19 protein-coding genes are annotated in these 14937 nt (G+C 67.1%); 17 read left to right on the top strand and 2 right to left on the bottom strand.

Annotated features, from left to right (window positions below):
- Positions 1-3: 3 nt before the first annotated feature.
- The 15 genes from KY497_RS01480 (at position 4) to KY497_RS01410 (ending at position 11421) form a co-directional block, all read left to right on the top strand.
- Positions 4-1110: a hypothetical protein gene (locus KY497_RS01480; RefSeq protein WP_219869644.1), complete on the top strand. Its 1107-nt coding sequence runs from the start codon at positions 4-6 to the stop codon at positions 1108-1110.
- A gap of 5 nt (positions 1111-1115) precedes the next feature.
- Positions 1116-1622, top strand: a complete 507-nt coding sequence (locus tag KY497_RS01475) for a hypothetical protein (protein WP_141386562.1) — start codon at positions 1116-1118, stop codon at positions 1620-1622.
- Positions 1619-2188 carry a hypothetical protein gene (locus KY497_RS01470; RefSeq protein WP_141386563.1) on the top strand — a complete coding sequence of 190 codons (570 nt, stop codon included), beginning with the start codon at positions 1619-1621 and terminating at the stop codon, positions 2186-2188. Before KY497_RS01475 ends, KY497_RS01470 begins: the two co-directional genes overlap by 4 nt.
- Positions 2179-2796 (top strand): hypothetical protein, encoded by a 618-nt coding sequence (locus tag KY497_RS01465; RefSeq protein ID WP_141386564.1) that lies wholly within the window; start codon positions 2179-2181, stop codon positions 2794-2796. Before KY497_RS01470 ends, KY497_RS01465 begins: the two co-directional genes overlap by 10 nt.
- 145 nt (positions 2797-2941) lie before the next feature.
- Positions 2942-3229 (top strand): WXG100 family type VII secretion target, encoded by a 288-nt coding sequence (locus tag KY497_RS01460; RefSeq protein ID WP_052748607.1) that lies wholly within the window; start codon positions 2942-2944, stop codon positions 3227-3229.
- Positions 3230-3324: 95 nt separating this feature from the next.
- Positions 3325-4224, top strand: coding sequence for a hypothetical protein (locus KY497_RS01455; protein WP_219869643.1), 900 nt, complete (start codon positions 3325-3327; stop codon positions 4222-4224).
- Between the two features lie 86 nt (positions 4225-4310).
- A complete protein-coding gene (locus tag KY497_RS01450; protein ID WP_141386566.1) occupies positions 4311-4658 on the top strand; it encodes a hypothetical protein in 348 nt (115 codons plus the stop codon).
- 14 nt (positions 4659-4672) lie between these two features.
- The gene (locus KY497_RS01445) at positions 4673-5986 is read left to right on the top strand and encodes a hypothetical protein (protein WP_218682243.1); all 1314 of its coding nucleotides are present in this window, start codon (positions 4673-4675) and stop codon (positions 5984-5986) included.
- Positions 5983-6582: a hypothetical protein gene (locus KY497_RS01440; RefSeq protein WP_141386568.1), complete on the top strand. Its 600-nt coding sequence runs from the start codon at positions 5983-5985 to the stop codon at positions 6580-6582. The genes KY497_RS01445 and KY497_RS01440 overlap by 4 nt, the downstream gene beginning before the upstream one ends.
- Positions 6583-6636: 54 nt before the next feature.
- A complete protein-coding gene (locus tag KY497_RS01435) occupies positions 6637-7524 on the top strand; it encodes a hypothetical protein (protein ID WP_141386569.1) in 888 nt (295 codons plus the stop codon).
- The gene (locus tag KY497_RS01430; protein ID WP_219869642.1) at positions 7521-8198 is read left to right on the top strand and encodes a hypothetical protein; all 678 of its coding nucleotides are present in this window, start codon (positions 7521-7523) and stop codon (positions 8196-8198) included. Before KY497_RS01435 ends, KY497_RS01430 begins: the two co-directional genes overlap by 4 nt.
- A gap of 109 nt (positions 8199-8307) precedes the next feature.
- Complete coding sequence (locus KY497_RS01425) at positions 8308-8595, top strand: WXG100 family type VII secretion target (RefSeq protein ID WP_052678951.1); 288 nt, start codon at positions 8308-8310, stop codon at positions 8593-8595.
- Between the two features lie 167 nt (positions 8596-8762).
- The gene (locus tag KY497_RS01420) at positions 8763-9077 is read left to right on the top strand and encodes a hypothetical protein (protein WP_219869641.1); all 315 of its coding nucleotides are present in this window, start codon (positions 8763-8765) and stop codon (positions 9075-9077) included.
- Positions 9058-10746 carry an alpha/beta hydrolase gene (locus KY497_RS01415; RefSeq protein ID WP_219869640.1) on the top strand — a complete coding sequence of 563 codons (1689 nt, stop codon included), beginning with the start codon at positions 9058-9060 and terminating at the stop codon, positions 10744-10746. Before KY497_RS01420 ends, KY497_RS01415 begins: the two co-directional genes overlap by 20 nt.
- Before the next feature lie 33 nt (positions 10747-10779).
- Complete coding sequence (locus KY497_RS01410; RefSeq protein ID WP_219869639.1) at positions 10780-11421, top strand: hypothetical protein; 642 nt, start codon at positions 10780-10782, stop codon at positions 11419-11421.
- 13 nt (positions 11422-11434) lie between these two features.
- On the opposite strand, the gene KY497_RS01405 is transcribed toward KY497_RS01410, so the two are convergent.
- On the bottom strand, positions 11435-11911 hold the full coding sequence (locus KY497_RS01405; protein WP_219869638.1) for a dehydrogenase: 477 nt from the start codon (positions 11909-11911) through the stop codon (positions 11435-11437).
- Between the two features lie 54 nt (positions 11912-11965).
- Positions 11966-12955 (bottom strand): malate dehydrogenase, encoded by a 990-nt coding sequence (locus KY497_RS01400; RefSeq protein ID WP_141386575.1) that lies wholly within the window; start codon positions 12953-12955, stop codon positions 11966-11968.
- 52 nt (positions 12956-13007) lie between these two features.
- On the opposite strand from KY497_RS01400, the gene KY497_RS01395 reads away from it, so the two are divergent.
- On the top strand, positions 13008-13892 hold the full coding sequence (locus KY497_RS01395) for a neutral zinc metallopeptidase (RefSeq protein ID WP_141386576.1): 885 nt from the start codon (positions 13008-13010) through the stop codon (positions 13890-13892).
- A 65-nt stretch (positions 13893-13957) separates the two neighbouring features.
- A complete protein-coding gene (gene pip, locus KY497_RS01390) occupies positions 13958-14935 on the top strand; it encodes a prolyl aminopeptidase (protein ID WP_219869637.1) in 978 nt (325 codons plus the stop codon).
- Positions 14936-14937: the final 2 nt, after the last annotated feature.

Here is a 14937-nt window from a genome sequence, read left to right as displayed (position 1 = left end):
AGAATGGCGAGCGAGACCGCGACCGATCTGTCGGCGGCGGCTATCCGCTACTCGGGCACGGGGAAGACGCTGACGACGTACGGCGAGGCACTGGGCGTCGCCAACGCCTGGCTCGCGAGCAACATCGCCGAGGTCGAGGCGGCGGAGCGGGCGTATCAGGCCGCTCTCGACGAGAAGGAAGACGCGGATCTCGCCGCGAGCCTGGCGACGTCGCGCGCCGCAGAAGCCGAACCCGACTCGTCGGCAGCGGATGCGCTGGCCGACGCCGAATCCTCGGCATCGGCGGCAGGGACGAACCTGACGAACGCCACTACCGCGCGCACCGAGATGTGGTCGGCATTCGACAGCGTCTTCGACGAGTGGTCCGACGCCTACGACGCCGCCGTGGACGGCATCGAGAAGGCCATCGATACGGCCGGGAACAACGACGGCTTCTGGGAGTTCATCGACCAGGTGCTCGACGTCATCGCGATCGTCCTGGTGGTGCTCAGCATCATCGCCCTGGTCATTGGCGCGCCGCTGACCGGGCTGCTCGGGGCCATCATCTTCGTCCTGGCGGCGGCGTCTTTCCTGCTGACCACGCTGAAGTTCGCGTTCGGCCGGGCGACGTTGAGCGATGTCGCCTGGAGCGCGGTCGGGTTGCTTCCTTTCGGTCTCGGCAAGTTGCTGTCTCGGGGAGCTCCCACGCTGTCGAGCGTGATCCAGGGCGGACGCGGCGTTGTCACGGCCGCGATCCGAGGTGCCCTGCCGCGCTTCTCCTTCCTGAGGCCGACGACGTGGGGGACGCCGTTCCGATCGCTGTTCGCGCCCGTCCAGTCGGCGCGGGCGTTGCCGAAACCGGGAATGCTCACCAATCCGTTCGACGCGATCAGGTTCGGGGGATCGCAGACAGCCCAGGTCTCGACCTTCGTCAACACCATGCGCAGCTCGCCCTACGCCACCAGCCCGGGTGTCCAGCAGTTCATCTCGTCCACGGCGGCAAGCCTGCCGGGCGGGATCCGCCAGAGCCTCAACAGTGTGATCTGGGTCGGCTCCTCGGTGGCGGACTGGGCGGGTGTCGCTGATGCTCAGCCCGAGATCGCAGGGCTTCGCGACGTCCGAGTAGGCTGAGTGGCGTGGCAGCAGGAGTTGACAGACGATCGGCGGCAGCGAAGCTCTTTCGAGTGCTCTTCGGTCTCGTGGTGCTCGTGGCCCCCGCGCTTGCCATCGCGTTCCTCCTCGGTTCGTTGATCCTCTCCGGTGGCAAGGCGAGCGACGCCATGGACACGAAGTGGGGAGTCGTCGTCCCCTATCCGCTGTTCATGGTGCCAACAGGTGTGCTCGTTGCTCTCGGCATCGCATCCATCGCGCTGGCGCTCGGCGTCGCGCTCACGAATCGCACGGTCGATGAGCTGCGGGTGCGTCGACTGATCGGTCCCACGCTCGCCTCTGCGGTCTGCTCCTTCGGTCTCTCGCTCACATCGCCCGAAGATCCCACGCGTTTCAACGACGGATTCATCGGGACGCAGTGGATCGCATCGTTCTACTTCCTCGCCGCACTCGGCGTGGTGCTCCTCGGCATCGTGGCGGCCCGAGCTCGAGTCCGCTCCCGAGCCCGCTCCCGGGAGAGTGCTCGCGGATGACGGCCCTCAGCGGGTTCCGCATCATGATGCCCCCCGGCTGGTCGCAGTACCGTGTCGATGAAGAGGGGCGGAAGCGGTACATCGCGAAGGTGTCGTCGCGGATGAAGCAGCTCGGGCAGCCCGAGCTCGACGTGCGGCTGCGGATGCTGGCCACCACCCAGTGGCGTCGGCTGGAGCAGACCCGCACCCACAGCATCTATCTCGCTGATCGGGAGGTCGAGGGGCTGACCCATCTGCCGCTCTCGATCGCGGTCCGCCAGCAGGTCGCGCCGTCCGGTTCCACCTTCGCGGCCGGCCTCCGCACGCTGACGACGGCCGAGATCGTGACCTTCGACACGGCCATCGGGCCGATCCTCCGCTGGGAGTGGACGAAGCCCGGTGAGGGTGAGCTCGAGGGGATCGCCGTCCGCTCGGTCGGGTACGGGTTCGCGCTACCGGAGGAGAACTCCCGGCGGGGGCTCGTCTTCACCGCCTCGCTGCCCTATCCGGACGATGCGGATCCGCTCCTCGTGGAAGCTGCCATCGAGCTCGCCGATTCGATCATGGAGACTTTCCGGTGGCAGTAGAGCTGCAGTATGACTTCACCATCGACGGACGCCGCTGGGTCCCGATTCCGTTCTGCTTTCCATGGAGCGAGTTCGCCACCGCGCAGGAGTGGGCGTCTTTGCTGGCTTCAGATCTGCTCGCAGGCACCGGGGCGGAGTCCACCGCCGAGCTGCTGACCGAGCAGGCGTTGGCGCTGCAGGCGGCACCGACCCCGATCCCCGGGGGCGCGCACGAGCGTTTCTGGCGCACGGAGTACGTCGGCGGCTATCCGATCGTCATCCATCTCTACATCGGCGAGACGTCGGCGACGACGGCCGAAGACCTGCTGCAGTACGCACGGTTGGGCATCGGCGGGTTCGTGCAGACCTGGAGCATCCTCGAAGGAACCGCTTTCGACGTCGCCGTGAACGTTGCCGTGAGCGCGGTGATAACAGACGTGACGAGGGAAGGGTCTCCGGACATGACGGTGGGCGCGGTCCGCTCCATCGGTGTGCGTGACGGGCTGGTCTTCCTGCTCGACTTCCTCGACGAGGATCCCATCCGGTTGGAGGCCGTCCAGCCGGAGGTGGAGGAGATCTTCCGCTCGTTCCGCTTCCGCGCGGCGCCGTCCTCAGCAGCCGGCGCCTGATCCGAACCGCCTCCCGTCGGGTCCTGCGGCTGATCCGCTCGTGGATGGGGAGTTGTCCCCATCGACGTCGGTGCGGGTGGTTCCGTAGGGTGGTGTTATTCGGGCCGGAGGGGTCCGGTTCTCTCGATTTGCGGAGGTGTGGACGATGGCCGATTTCGGTGCGTCTTATGCGGAGATGGAGCAGGTGGCGGGTTCGCTGTCGCAGGCTCGTGATGACATTCAGGGGCAGTTGGACACGCTGAAGGGTCAGGTCGACACTCTTCTGGGTGATGACTTCAAGACGCAGCATGCGTCGGGGAAGTTCGGCGAGGGCTACACGGAGCTGACGACGGGTCTGAAGACCGCGGTCGACGGTATCAATGACATGTCGGAGTCGCTGCTCGGGATGATGCGGGCGATCCAGGATCTGGATCAGCAGCTCGCCGGCAGCTGACACCGCACCACCCGCTGACACAGCGGTGCATCACGAAGAGGGTCGACCATGACGGTCGGCCCTCTTCGTCGTTCGTCGACGTTTACGCTGGGAGCATGAGTGCGTCTGAGGCTGTCGAGGAGTTCGAACGCGGTGTGCTGGAGGTGAACGCACCCCTGGCGGCGCTGCACGAGGCCGCGGGTGTCTCGGGTGATGCGCGGATGCGGGAACTCGCGGCCCACATCGCGTTCCCGTCCTGGCCGGGAGCGACGTCGGCGACGGCGCTGAAGCGCGCGGCTCAGGAAGCGGAGATCACCGCCGTCTTGGACGAGTATGCGACCTCCGCCCGCCCGCTGATCCGGCCGGCTGACCAGGAGCGCTGGGAGCTGCTGGTCGCCGACATGCAGCGCAGAAGCGGCGAGGGGTTCCTGGCGGATGAGCTCGGGCGCAGCGCGGTGGGAGCCTCACTCCTGCGGGCGAAGTTCGGCGGACGTCCGCATCGGGCACAGCAGCGCGGCGGTATCGACTGCGCATGCGGTTATGCGGTCGACGGTGTCATGCCGGAGAAGCTGTGTCCGGAGTGCGGGGATGTGCTCCTGCGGCGCTGGGTCGCCGAGGAGCGGCGACTGCTGCGGTCGATGCCCGAGTACGCGGAGGAGGTCACACAGGTGATCGAGGCGACTGCGCAGAAGCAGGCCAAAGTGGCCCAGAGTCGTGGCGACTACACGGCCGACGAGGCGAGCGCGACGCGCAGAGCTGGCGGACGTCGACTCGCGCGTCTCCGCCGCGCCCACCGCGTCGAGCTGGCGACGCTCGACCTCCGCCGTTGGTCGAGCCTCGCCGAGATGCTTGCGCGGGAGGCGCGCCCCGCTGTCCGGACCACCGCCGCCAAGGCGCAGAAGCGCGGTCTCGGTGCAGCGGCGCTCACAGAACTCTCCCTCCTGTCGATTGCCGACACGATCAAGATCGCCGAGCGCATCCTGGAGAAGCGCAAGAACAGCGGTTGGAGGGTGTGAGGCGCGGGCGGATGGGGAGTACTCCCCATCGCGTCGTGCTGCCCTTCCCAGTAACGTCGTAGCGTCCGGGAAAGAAGGAGGGGGCCATGGCAGGCGAACGCATGCTCGTGCCGATCAGTGATCTGCAGACGACCAGCGAGAAGCTCACGGCGATCGTGGCCGAGCTGGAGTCCGCCGCGGCGAAGCAGGACGACGTCGAGAACGCCGTCGGCAGGCCCTACGGCGACGGACGGCTGAAGGACCGCTGCCACGACTTCGAGGGCAGCTGGAACGACAGTCGCGACAAGCTGCTCACCAAGCTCAAAGAGGTCGCCGATCGCGTCAAGGGAACGGTGGACGAGGTCACGAGCCTCGACACCGAGATGGCGACGTCGATGGAGCAGTCGGGTTCGGGTAGCGCGCCGGGCGCCGGACGTCAGCCGGCAGCGGTCTAGGGGGAGAGAAGCAGATGCAGACGAACAAGGGGCGTGACGTCGAGGTCGTGGCCGGAGATGCCGTGGCGATCGCCGACAGGGGGACGAAGATCGTCGAGCTCGGAGACGGCATGGTCAGTGCCGCCGCGACGCTCAAGGGGATCAAGGACGGCTCCATCGAAGGTGAGGGCTACGCGATGGACAAGATCAAGGATGTCGTCGACGACGTCCACAAGGATCTCGACGAGGCGGGTCGCCGCTACAAGCCGGCAGGGACCACGCTGAACAACTACGCCGCGGCGCTCGAGACCGCCCAGAGCCGCATGCGCACCATCGTGGCCGACTGCCAGACCAGCCTCACCGAGCTGCAGACCGCGCAGTCGAATGCCGCCGACGCCGCCGATGCGCTCCAGGCGCACAACACGTCGACGCGGCTGAACCCACCGGCACCCGAAGACACATCAGCGAGCACGACGGCCGGCACGAATCTCGCGAACGCCGCCTCCGGCGCGGCATCGACCCTCAACACCGCGGAAACCACCCACAACGACAACCTCGACGCGTTCGACGGCGAGTACGACACCTGGCACACGGCCTATGAGACCGCCGTCTCGGGGCTCACCGACGCGAACAAGATCGGCGAGGACTCCACCTGGGAGAACATCGCCGGTGTCCTCGCCGTGGTGGCCGAGTGGGTGAGCTGGATCGGCCTCGCCATCGCCGTGCTCGGACTCATCATCGGCGGGCCCTTCTTCGCGATCGCTGCACTCGTGGTCGGCGTCATCGCACTCGCACTCACGGTCGCCCTGATGTTCGACGGGCGCAAGGGCTGGGGCGATCTCGCGATGTCGATCATCGGGATCCTCCCGATCGGGAAGCTCGGCAAGATCTTCAAGGGGAACGCGAAGTTCGTCGATGAGTTCGTCGCGCAGTTCCGCAATCCCGTGCAGCAGATGACGAGACTGCGTGGCCTCGGTGGCACCGCGAGTCCGTGGTCCGGTGCTGTCGCCAACAACTTCGGCAACTATGCATCCCGCGTTTCCGGTATTCGCCAGCACGGCGTGAACTGGCAGAGCGGCCTGGCCGAGAGGTTCCTCTTCGGACCCAACCGCTCGTTCAGCGTGGCGTTCAGCGATGCCGTGGCCTCGACCGGGCCGAGGTTCCAGCAGGTCCTCACCGACAGCCTGCCCAAGGGGCTTCAGGCCATTGCCGATGCCCCGTCGAATTCCACATGGGAGGCCATCTGGAACAGCTATAAATGGGCCGACCGCACCGTCGCTGTCGGCAGCAACGGGTCGCCGTCCGGCGGACTCTCGCCGGCAGGGCTGGTCAACGGCGTCACGCGATGACCGTGGCCGCAGACTTCACATGGGATCTCGACTACGACGCCTCTTGGTTCATTCCTCTTCCCGGCGCGAGCGACCTGGCCCGCGATCCGGCAACGCCTGAACGCTGGGTGCGAGCCTGTCTCGAGCATTTTGCTGATCAGGCGATCTTCGGACCGGATCAGCTGCCGGCCATTCGAGCGACAGCCGAGGCGCTGGTAGCCCAGGCGCGGCCGTCGCAGACTCAGCTCTGGTTCGCTCCGCGCGGCATCTACAGCGACCTGCTCGTCTCGATCTCCGTCGCCCGTTCGGAAGACGCCGGCACCACAGAGGAGCTCTTCGACGGCGCGAGTCTTTCCACGGCTGCTGACGCGACGCCGCTGCGCACGGAGACGCATGGCGCCGGCTATCTGTTTCGTCGCAACGGCGTCGCCGACGGCGAGGGCTCGACTCTCGTAGAGCAGTGGACGGTGCGTCTGAACAACGGATCGTGGGCGATCCTCGTCGACACGATCGGCACCGCCCTGCCGGCTTTCGTGCTGTTCGAGCAGCAGCTCATCCGGCTGATCTCGGGCATCATCCTGCCCCCTCCCGCACGGAGCGCGAGCGTACGAGGATGAGTCGGCCACGCCGATGACGCAGACTGGAGCCACGATGCCGTCGAAGGAGCGGGGATGAAGAGAGAGACGACACTCGAAGCCGACGAGGCAGCACTGCTCGCCCGCAACGAGGCAGTGGCGACGATCCACGAAGACGCGGTGCGAGTCGGCCGAGCATCGATCGCTGAGGTCATGGGCGTGCATGAGTCGACGCGGCGCAGTGATGTGGAACGGTTCAATCGGGAGGTGCACGCACTGCAGCGGCGCTCTCTCGTCGACTATGCCCTGCGTGTGCGCGGGCTGCTGGCAGAGGACGATGCAGGCCCGTGGCGGCAGAAGGTCGAACGACGCCCGGCCGGGGCTCGCAACGATCTGTTGCGCGAGGTGGGCGTGCCGGGCGCGTTGTTGCTGCTCGATGCGATGGAACCCGTCCCGGATGAACCCGCTCAGGCGTCGTCCCTCGAAGAGGCTCTGGCGCGTGTGGCCGACCGGTGCACCTGTGGATACGCGAAGACTCGTGCGGTGCCGCGCAGATTGTGTCTCGTCTGTGCGATGAGTGTCAACGACGCCTGGCTGTTCGAGGAGCAGCGGCTCCTCGAACGCTCCCCACAGCTCGCGCGTGAACTCGATGCGATCTTCGACCCGCTGCTCGACAAGATCGCCGACATGAGGAACTCGCCGATGGAGGGGTTCTCCGATCTGGCCGCGAGCCTCCGACGCAAGGCCTCCGGTCGCATCGCGAAAGCGAACCGTGCCCATCGCGAAGTGAAGGCGCAGGGTGACGACAAGTCCTGGCAGGAATTGGCTACCCTCGCAGCCCTCGACCCCAGACCGTTTCCTGCTGGCGACGCCAAGCGTTGGAAGCGCACCGGATGGGGGAGCGCCCGGCTGAGTGCGGTTGCTCTGGGAGAGGGCAATCCAGAAGTCAAGGAACGCATGACGAAGAGAGCGCAGACGCGATGAACGAGATGAACGACCTCGGCGTGGAATTCCGCTTCGGCATCCCCGCCTTCCGTCTCGTGCTGCCCCCGGGGTGGACGACACACCTCCCGACGAACGCGGGGCAGCAGGAGGACGTGCGCAAGGCGAGTGCGATCTTCATGCAGGCCGGGCGCCCCGATCTGGACGCCGAGTTCCGCACGATGATGGCGCAGGCCAACCAGGGCATGCGGCGCACCAAGGTGTTCGCGATCTATCGGCAGGAGGACGTGCCGATGGAGGAGCTGCTGCCGTTGTCGATCACGGCCTCTGCCCTCGATGCGCCCGACGGCGAGAACCTCGACGCCTGGGTGACCGAGGCATTCCGCGCGCGTGGCGCGGTGTTCCTTGACGAGAACCTCAAGCACATCGTCCGCTGGTCCACCGAGGCCAAGCGCCCCGCGGGTGCGCCCGCGATCGACGGGGTCGGCGGCCGAACGGTGACGTATATCATTGCGGTACCGGGGACGCTGCGTCGCAAGGCGCTCGTGTTCACGTCGACCATCGTGATCCCTGACGGAGACGTGATCCCCGCCGAGGTGCTCGACGGCATCGAGCTGCTGAGCGACGCCATGATCTCGACCTTCGCGTGGGAGCAGCTGGCCGAGGAGCCCGCGGTCCCGGACATGGCAGGGCAGACGCCCACTCCCGGCAGTTGAGGCGGTCGATGGGGAGTTGTCCCCATCGACGGTGTTTGCGGCTGCCCCGTAGGGTGGGGGTATTCGGGCCGGAGGGGTCCGGTTCTTTCGATTTGCGGAGGTGTGGACGATGGCCGATTTCGGTGCGTCTTATGCAGAGATGGAGCAGGTGGCGTCGTCGCTGTCGCAGGCTCGTGATGACATTCAGGGGCAGTTGGACACGCTGAAGGGTCAGGTCGACACTCTTCTGGGTGATGACTTCAAGACGCAGCATGCGTCGGGGAAGTTCGGCGAGGGCTACACGGAGCTGACGACGGGTCTGAAGACCGCGGTCGATGGCATCAATGACATGTCGGAGTCGCTGCTCGGGATGATGCGGGCGATCCAGGATCTGGATCAGCAGCTCGCCGGCAGCTGACACGTCGGCGCCAGCTGACACAACAGTCTCGAGGAGGGGTCGACGGTTCGCCGTCGGCCTCTTTTTCGTGCCCTCGAGCTCCGGATCACGCCGGATGGGCAGTTCTCCCCATCGGTGCCGTACGAGCGTCCAACTATGGTGGATCACGGCAGAACCGGGGGGAAGCCATGTCAGACGTCGAGATCGACAAGCGCGCACTCGAAGGCGCCGTCCTGCAGATCAGCTTCTCGATCGGTGACTACGTCATGTACGCCAACGACATCGCCGCGCGCGACACGGGCGTCGGCAATCCCGCGGGGCGCACAGGCCTGCGGGTCATGCTCGAGAACGCGCTGGGGCAGGCGATGCTCGAGGCTCGGGCGCAGCATCTCGCAGGGATCGGCATCACCGATCGGCTGACGAGCATCAACGAGTCATTCGAGGACCTCGACGTCTCACTGGGTAGCGGATGGGATGTCGACTATGTCGCTGACCTCTCCTAACCGCGGGTGGACGCTCGAGGAGATCGAGTATGACAGCGGGCAGCTCGAAGGGATCCATGCCGATCTCGGAAAGCTCACAGACGCCGGAGGGAACGCGCAGATCGTGCTGCGCAACATCGACGGTGGCCTCGAGGGGCGGGGCCAGAGCATCACTCTCGTGCAGCGCGAATCGGGGCTGCTCGCCACTCGGATGAACCCGACCATCGCCACACTCGGGCGCATCGCCGACGTCGTGCGGGCCTACGGTGAGGCTGTCGCGACGCATGCCAGAACCGCGAACGACCTGATCGACGACATCGAGACCGCGCATGCGGCGAACGAGGCGGCGGCCGCCGATCTCGAGAATGCACGATCCCAGCAGCAGATGTGCACCCCCGACGACGACGCGAGCACGCGTTCGACCGCGGAACAGGACGCCACCGACGCGCAGAGCTCGCTCGCCACGACACGCAGCGCCCTCGAAGGCCTCTGGGAGAGCTGGGAAGCTGCATACGCGCTTTGGGACGAGGCGTATGGTGCAGCGATCGCCGGACTCGTCCGTTCGGACGGCTCGACCCTCAGCGACTCGACCCTCTCGGCGATCGACGCGCTGGCGAACGCCGATACCCCTGGCGAGGTCACGGAGATCTGGGACGGTCTCACCGATGCGCAGCGCGACGCGCTCCGCCTCACCTATCCGGGCTTCATCGGAAACCTCGAAGGCGTGCCCTACCTCGACCGCATGCTCGCCAACAGGACGGCGTATGAACGAGTGATCGACGCCGGACCCTACGGCGAGCCGTTGGACACGCAGTTCGCGAACCTCGGTATCGAGATCAACCGGTTCCAGGGGCAGCTGCTGATGTTCAACCCGTTCGAGCAGCCGCAAGCCACCGCTGCTGTCATGTACGGCGTGACCATTCAGGATGAGAACGGTAACCCCGTCGACCCGCTCAAAGGCATCACCAACGTCAACGTGCTCGTCGGCGGGATGTTCTCGGGCCTCGGAGACCTCGAGGCGTGGGGGCAGAGCGCACGTGACCTGAACTTCTTCGCCGACGGGTACAACGACGGGACCAGGTCGGCGACGATCGCCTGGTATGGATACGACTCGCCCAACCTTCTCACCGAGCACACCATGGGCAGCGCGACAGAGGGGGCCGCGACTCTCAGCGCCACGCTGCGAGGGCTCGACAACGAGGTGTCGTCCAGCGTTACGACCTCCGTCATCGGGCACTCGTACGGCAGCACGACCGCTTTCCTGGCGGTGGGTGGATCCCCCGACAACCTCGGTGTCGACAATCTGATTGCGGTCGGCTCGGCGGGAGTGCCGGACGGCTACCACCAGACGTGGACCGGAGATGACCCGATGGACTATTCGGGCACCCAGATCTACGCGTCGCGGGCTCCCGGCGATCTGGTCGCCCGCTACGGCGAGCACAGCTCTTTCGGACACGGCACCAACCCCGAAGAGCTGCCGGGAGCGGTCAGCTTCGAAAGCGACGGCGGCACGGTGCCGAAGGTGGGCGGCGGCACCGAGGACGGCCTCGGAACCCCGGGCCACGCGGCGCACGACGGCGGCAACAGTATCTGGGGCTGGTGGGAAGAGGGCAACGGGTATCTCGCACGAGACTCGGAATCGTTCCGTAACATTGCCTACATCGTGGCCAACGGCCAGGCGTGGAACTGAGCCGTGGGAGCAACGGCAGCAAGGGGCGGGCGGATGGCGAAGCGCTGGCGGATCACCGCGGCGATGGCGGTGCTCGCGCTCGTCCTCACCGGGTGCACGAATGAAGGAGACGGCATGGTGACACCGACCGGCGACGAGCTCGTCGCCCAGGCGAAGCAGCACTACCTCGACTATCGCGAGGTCACGAACGGCGTCCAGGCGCTGATCTTCGAAGGCCCGTGGGAGGCTCCGGGGGGTTCATTCGGCATGGAGCCCTCGGGTGCGGGGTGCCCGGACGGTTCCTACAAGTTCTCTCTCGCCCGATCGACGGAAGTGGACCCGGCGCAGCATGCCGAGCGATCCCTCGCTGTGCAGAAGTACCTCACGGATGCGGGCTACGAGCTCGACGGCATGGACTTGGGGTCTGGCGAGACTCAGTCGAGCGATGTGATCGTGCGCGAGCAGGGTGACTTCTCGTTGCTGACGGTGACGTTCATCACGAACGGCAACGTGCTCGTGACGGCGACGACCAAGTGCTGGCCCGGCGACCGTTACGAGCTCGGGGACCTGCTCTTCGGTGATGCGAACCTTTCCGAGGGTTACCTGCCGCGCGAGGAGTCGCCGAGTGATCCGCTCTTCTTCGGTGTGACACCGGGCGAGCCGGCCTTCGGCCCGACGCCCACACCGACGCCGTAGGAATCGTCGCGCGTCAGTGGGCCGCGGCCGCGTCGGCCAGGTGCCGGGCGTCGTGGTTCAGCACTTTGACGATGATGCCGTGCTTGCGCAGCTCGGCGACGGTGCGTGCGCCCTCGTCGGCGTCGAGGCCGAGCGCCTTGATGTTCGCGACCACGACCACATCACCCGTGCGCAGGGTCGAGATGAGACGCGCGAGGCGGTCGTTCCAGCTCTCCAGGATGTCGGGCGCAGGGTGGCGGAATCCCTCGATCGGGACACCGAAACGGGTGAGGTCTTCGCGCTGCTCGACGACCGACGGCATCCCCTCGCGGGCGACGACGAGGCCGACCAGACGCGATCCGTCGGGACGCGCCGTCCAGAAGTTGCGGTTCTGCTGCAGCTCGGTGAAGCACTTCGGGCACGTCGCAGCATCGTGCGGCAGGTGCAGGGGGCTCGTCAGAGCCTCGTCGACCGATGCCGTGGTCTTCGTGGGATCAATCGTCTCGCTCATCGCGCACCTCCGGCATCCATTCTGCCCTGTCGTCGGACGCCGCGGCGACCGGATTCACAAGAGACCGAGCGCCTGAACCGTCTCCCGCTCCTGGAGCAGTTCCGCCACGGAGGCGTCGATCCTGGTGCGCGCCCAGTCGCTCACCTCGAGCCCGTCGACGATCTGCCACTCGCCGTCGACGGAGCGCACCGGGAACGACGAGATCAGGCCCTCAGGGACCCCGTACTCGCCGTGCGAGACGACGCCGGCCGAGGTCCAGTCGTCGGTGCCCTGCACCCAGTCGCGTACGTGGTCGATGGTGGCACTCGCGGCCGATGCCACGGACGACGAGCCGCGGACCTCGATGATCTCGGCGCCGCGCTTGGCGACCCGCGGGATGAACGTCTGGTCGAGCCAGGCGGGAACGTCGCCCACGATCTGCTCGAGCGCTTCTGCGACCGGTCGCCCGCCGACGGTCGCGTGCGAGATGTCGGGGAACTGCGTCGCCGAGTGATTGCCCCAGATGAGCACGCGGCGAACGGTGTGCACCGGAGCGCCGAGTGTGTGTGCGAGCTGGGCCCGCGCGCGGTTCTCGTCGAGCCGCGTCAGCGCGGTGAAGCGCTCCGCAGGCACACCGTCGGCCGCAGCCGCCGCGATCAGGGCGTTCGTGTTGGCGGGGTTGCCGACCACCGTGACACGCACGCCTGCTGCGGCATTGGCGGCGATGGCAGCCCCCTGCGGGCCGAAGATGCCGCCGTTGGCTGCGAGCAGGTCGGCGCGCTCCATGCCGGGGCCGCGCGGTCGTGCGCCGACCAACAGGGCGAGGTCGCAGCCGTCGAAGCCCACCGCGGCGTCGTCGGTCACCTCGACGTGCTCGAGCAGACCGAACGCGCCGTCCTGCAGCTCGAGCGCGGCACCCTCCGCGGCGCCGAGCCCCTGCGGGATCTCCAGCAGTCGCAGACGCACCTTCTCATCCGGGCCGAGCAGGTCGCCCGCCGCGATGCGGAACAGCAGTGCGTAGCCGATCTGTCCGCCGGCGCCGGTGATGGTGATCGTGGTCGTCATGCCCCGAGCCTACGTCCGTTGGAGGGGCCTCCGCTCGGAGTACCCTCGACGCATGACCTTTAATCCCGACGCCGACATCTCGGGCAACACCACACGTCGACGCGGACGCACGGCAGCCATCGCGGGCGGCGCCGGTGTCGGCGTGCTCGGCATCATCGCCCTCATCGCCGGGCCTCTGCTCGGCATCGACCTGACCGGGCTGCTCGGCGGGGGAGCCACGGGCGGCGGGAGCGAGCCCGCCGGCGGATCGGCCATCGAGAACTGCGACAAGGGTGCCGACGCGAACGCCGACGTCGACTGCCGCATGGCCGGGGCACAGGTCGCGCTCGATGCCTTCTGGAGCGACAACGTCGAGGGCTACCGCGCGCCGGAGATGATCGTCGTCGACGGCGCGACATCGACGCAGTGCGGCACCGCCTCCAATGCCGTCGGTCCGTTCTACTGCCCGCCCGAGGAGAACGTGTACGTGGACCCCACGTTCTTCCAGCTCATGCAGCAGCAGTTCGGAGCATCGGCCGGCGATCTCGCGCAGCTCTACATCGTCGGTCACGAGTGGGGCCACCACATCCAGAACATCACCGGCTACATGGATCGATACCCGAACAACGGGACCGGTCCCGGCAGCAACGGCGTGCGGATCGAGCTGCAGGCCGACTGCTACGCCGGTGCATGGCTCGGACGGATGACGGAGCAGACGGATGCCGACGGCGACCCCTACCTGATCGCGCCGACGGAACAGCAGATCGAAGATGCCCTGAACGCGGCTTCGGCGGTCGGTGACGACAGCATCCAGGCGCAGTCGGGGTTCTCGAACCCGGAGAGCTGGACGCACGGCTCCAGCGAGCAGCGGCAGCGCTGGTTCGCCGAGGGCTACCAGAACGGACTGGGAGTCTGCGAGCAGGCGCTGACCCTTCCCGCTGACCAGCTGGATCCGTGATCCCGACACACGAGTGAACGTCCGCTACCGTTGACGAAGCAGTCAGCACGACCGGCTGGGGGCCGATGATGAAGAAGACGGATGCACTTTATCCACCGATCGAACCGTACGAGACGGGGGAACTGCTCGTCGGCGACGGCCACCGCGTCTATTGGGAGGTCAGCGGCAACCCCGAGGGCAAACCCGTGGTGTTCCTGCACGGCGGTCCGGGGAGCGGAACCTCGCCGTGGCAGCGGCAGTTCTTCGACCCGAAGCGCTACCGCATCGTGCTGCTCGATCAGCGCGGCTGCGGCAAGAGCACACCGCACGCGAGCGCCCCGGATGCCGACTTCCGTCACATCACGACGGCTCATCTGATCGCCGACATCGAACTCCTGCGCAAGAATCTCGGCATCGCGAGATGGCAGGTGTTCGGCGGATCGTGGGGCAGCGCCCTGGCCCTCGCCTACGCACAGGCGCACCCGGATGCCGTGACCGAGCTGGTGCTCCGGGGGATCTTCACGCTGCGCAGGGTCGAGCTCGAGTGGTTCTACGAGGGCGGTGCCGCCGCCCTGTTCCCTGATCTCTGGGAGAGCTTCATCGCGCCGATCCCGCTGCTGGAGCGGTCGCACATGATCGAGGCGTATCACCGCCGACTGTTCGATCCCGACCCCGCCGTGCACGTGCCGGCGGCGGTCGCCTGGTCGACCTGGGAGGCGTCGACCGTCACGCTGACGCCGAACGCTGCGCAGATCGAGGCGATGTCCGACCCGGTGAAGGCCACCGCTTTCGCTCGCATGGAGAACCACTTCTTCGTCCATCGAGGCTGGTGGGAAGAGGGACAGCTGATCGCCGGCGTCGATGCCATCCGTCACATCCCGACCGTCATCGTCCAGGGGCGGCATGATGTCGTGACGCCGATGATGACGGCCTGGGATCTGCACCGGGCGTGGCCGGAGGCGGAGCTCGTCGTGGTCGACGATGCCGGTCACGCGGCCACCGAGCCCGGCACGAAGAAGGCGCTCCGCGCGGCGACCGACAGATTCGCCCGCGCGGCGCGCTGACC

The organism is Microbacterium sp. PAMC22086 (genome assembly GCF_019443525.1).
GTDB classification, from domain to species: Bacteria; Actinomycetota; Actinomycetes; order Actinomycetales; family Microbacteriaceae; genus Microbacterium; species Microbacterium maritypicum.
This window is presented reverse-complemented; position numbering and strand designations above follow the sequence as displayed.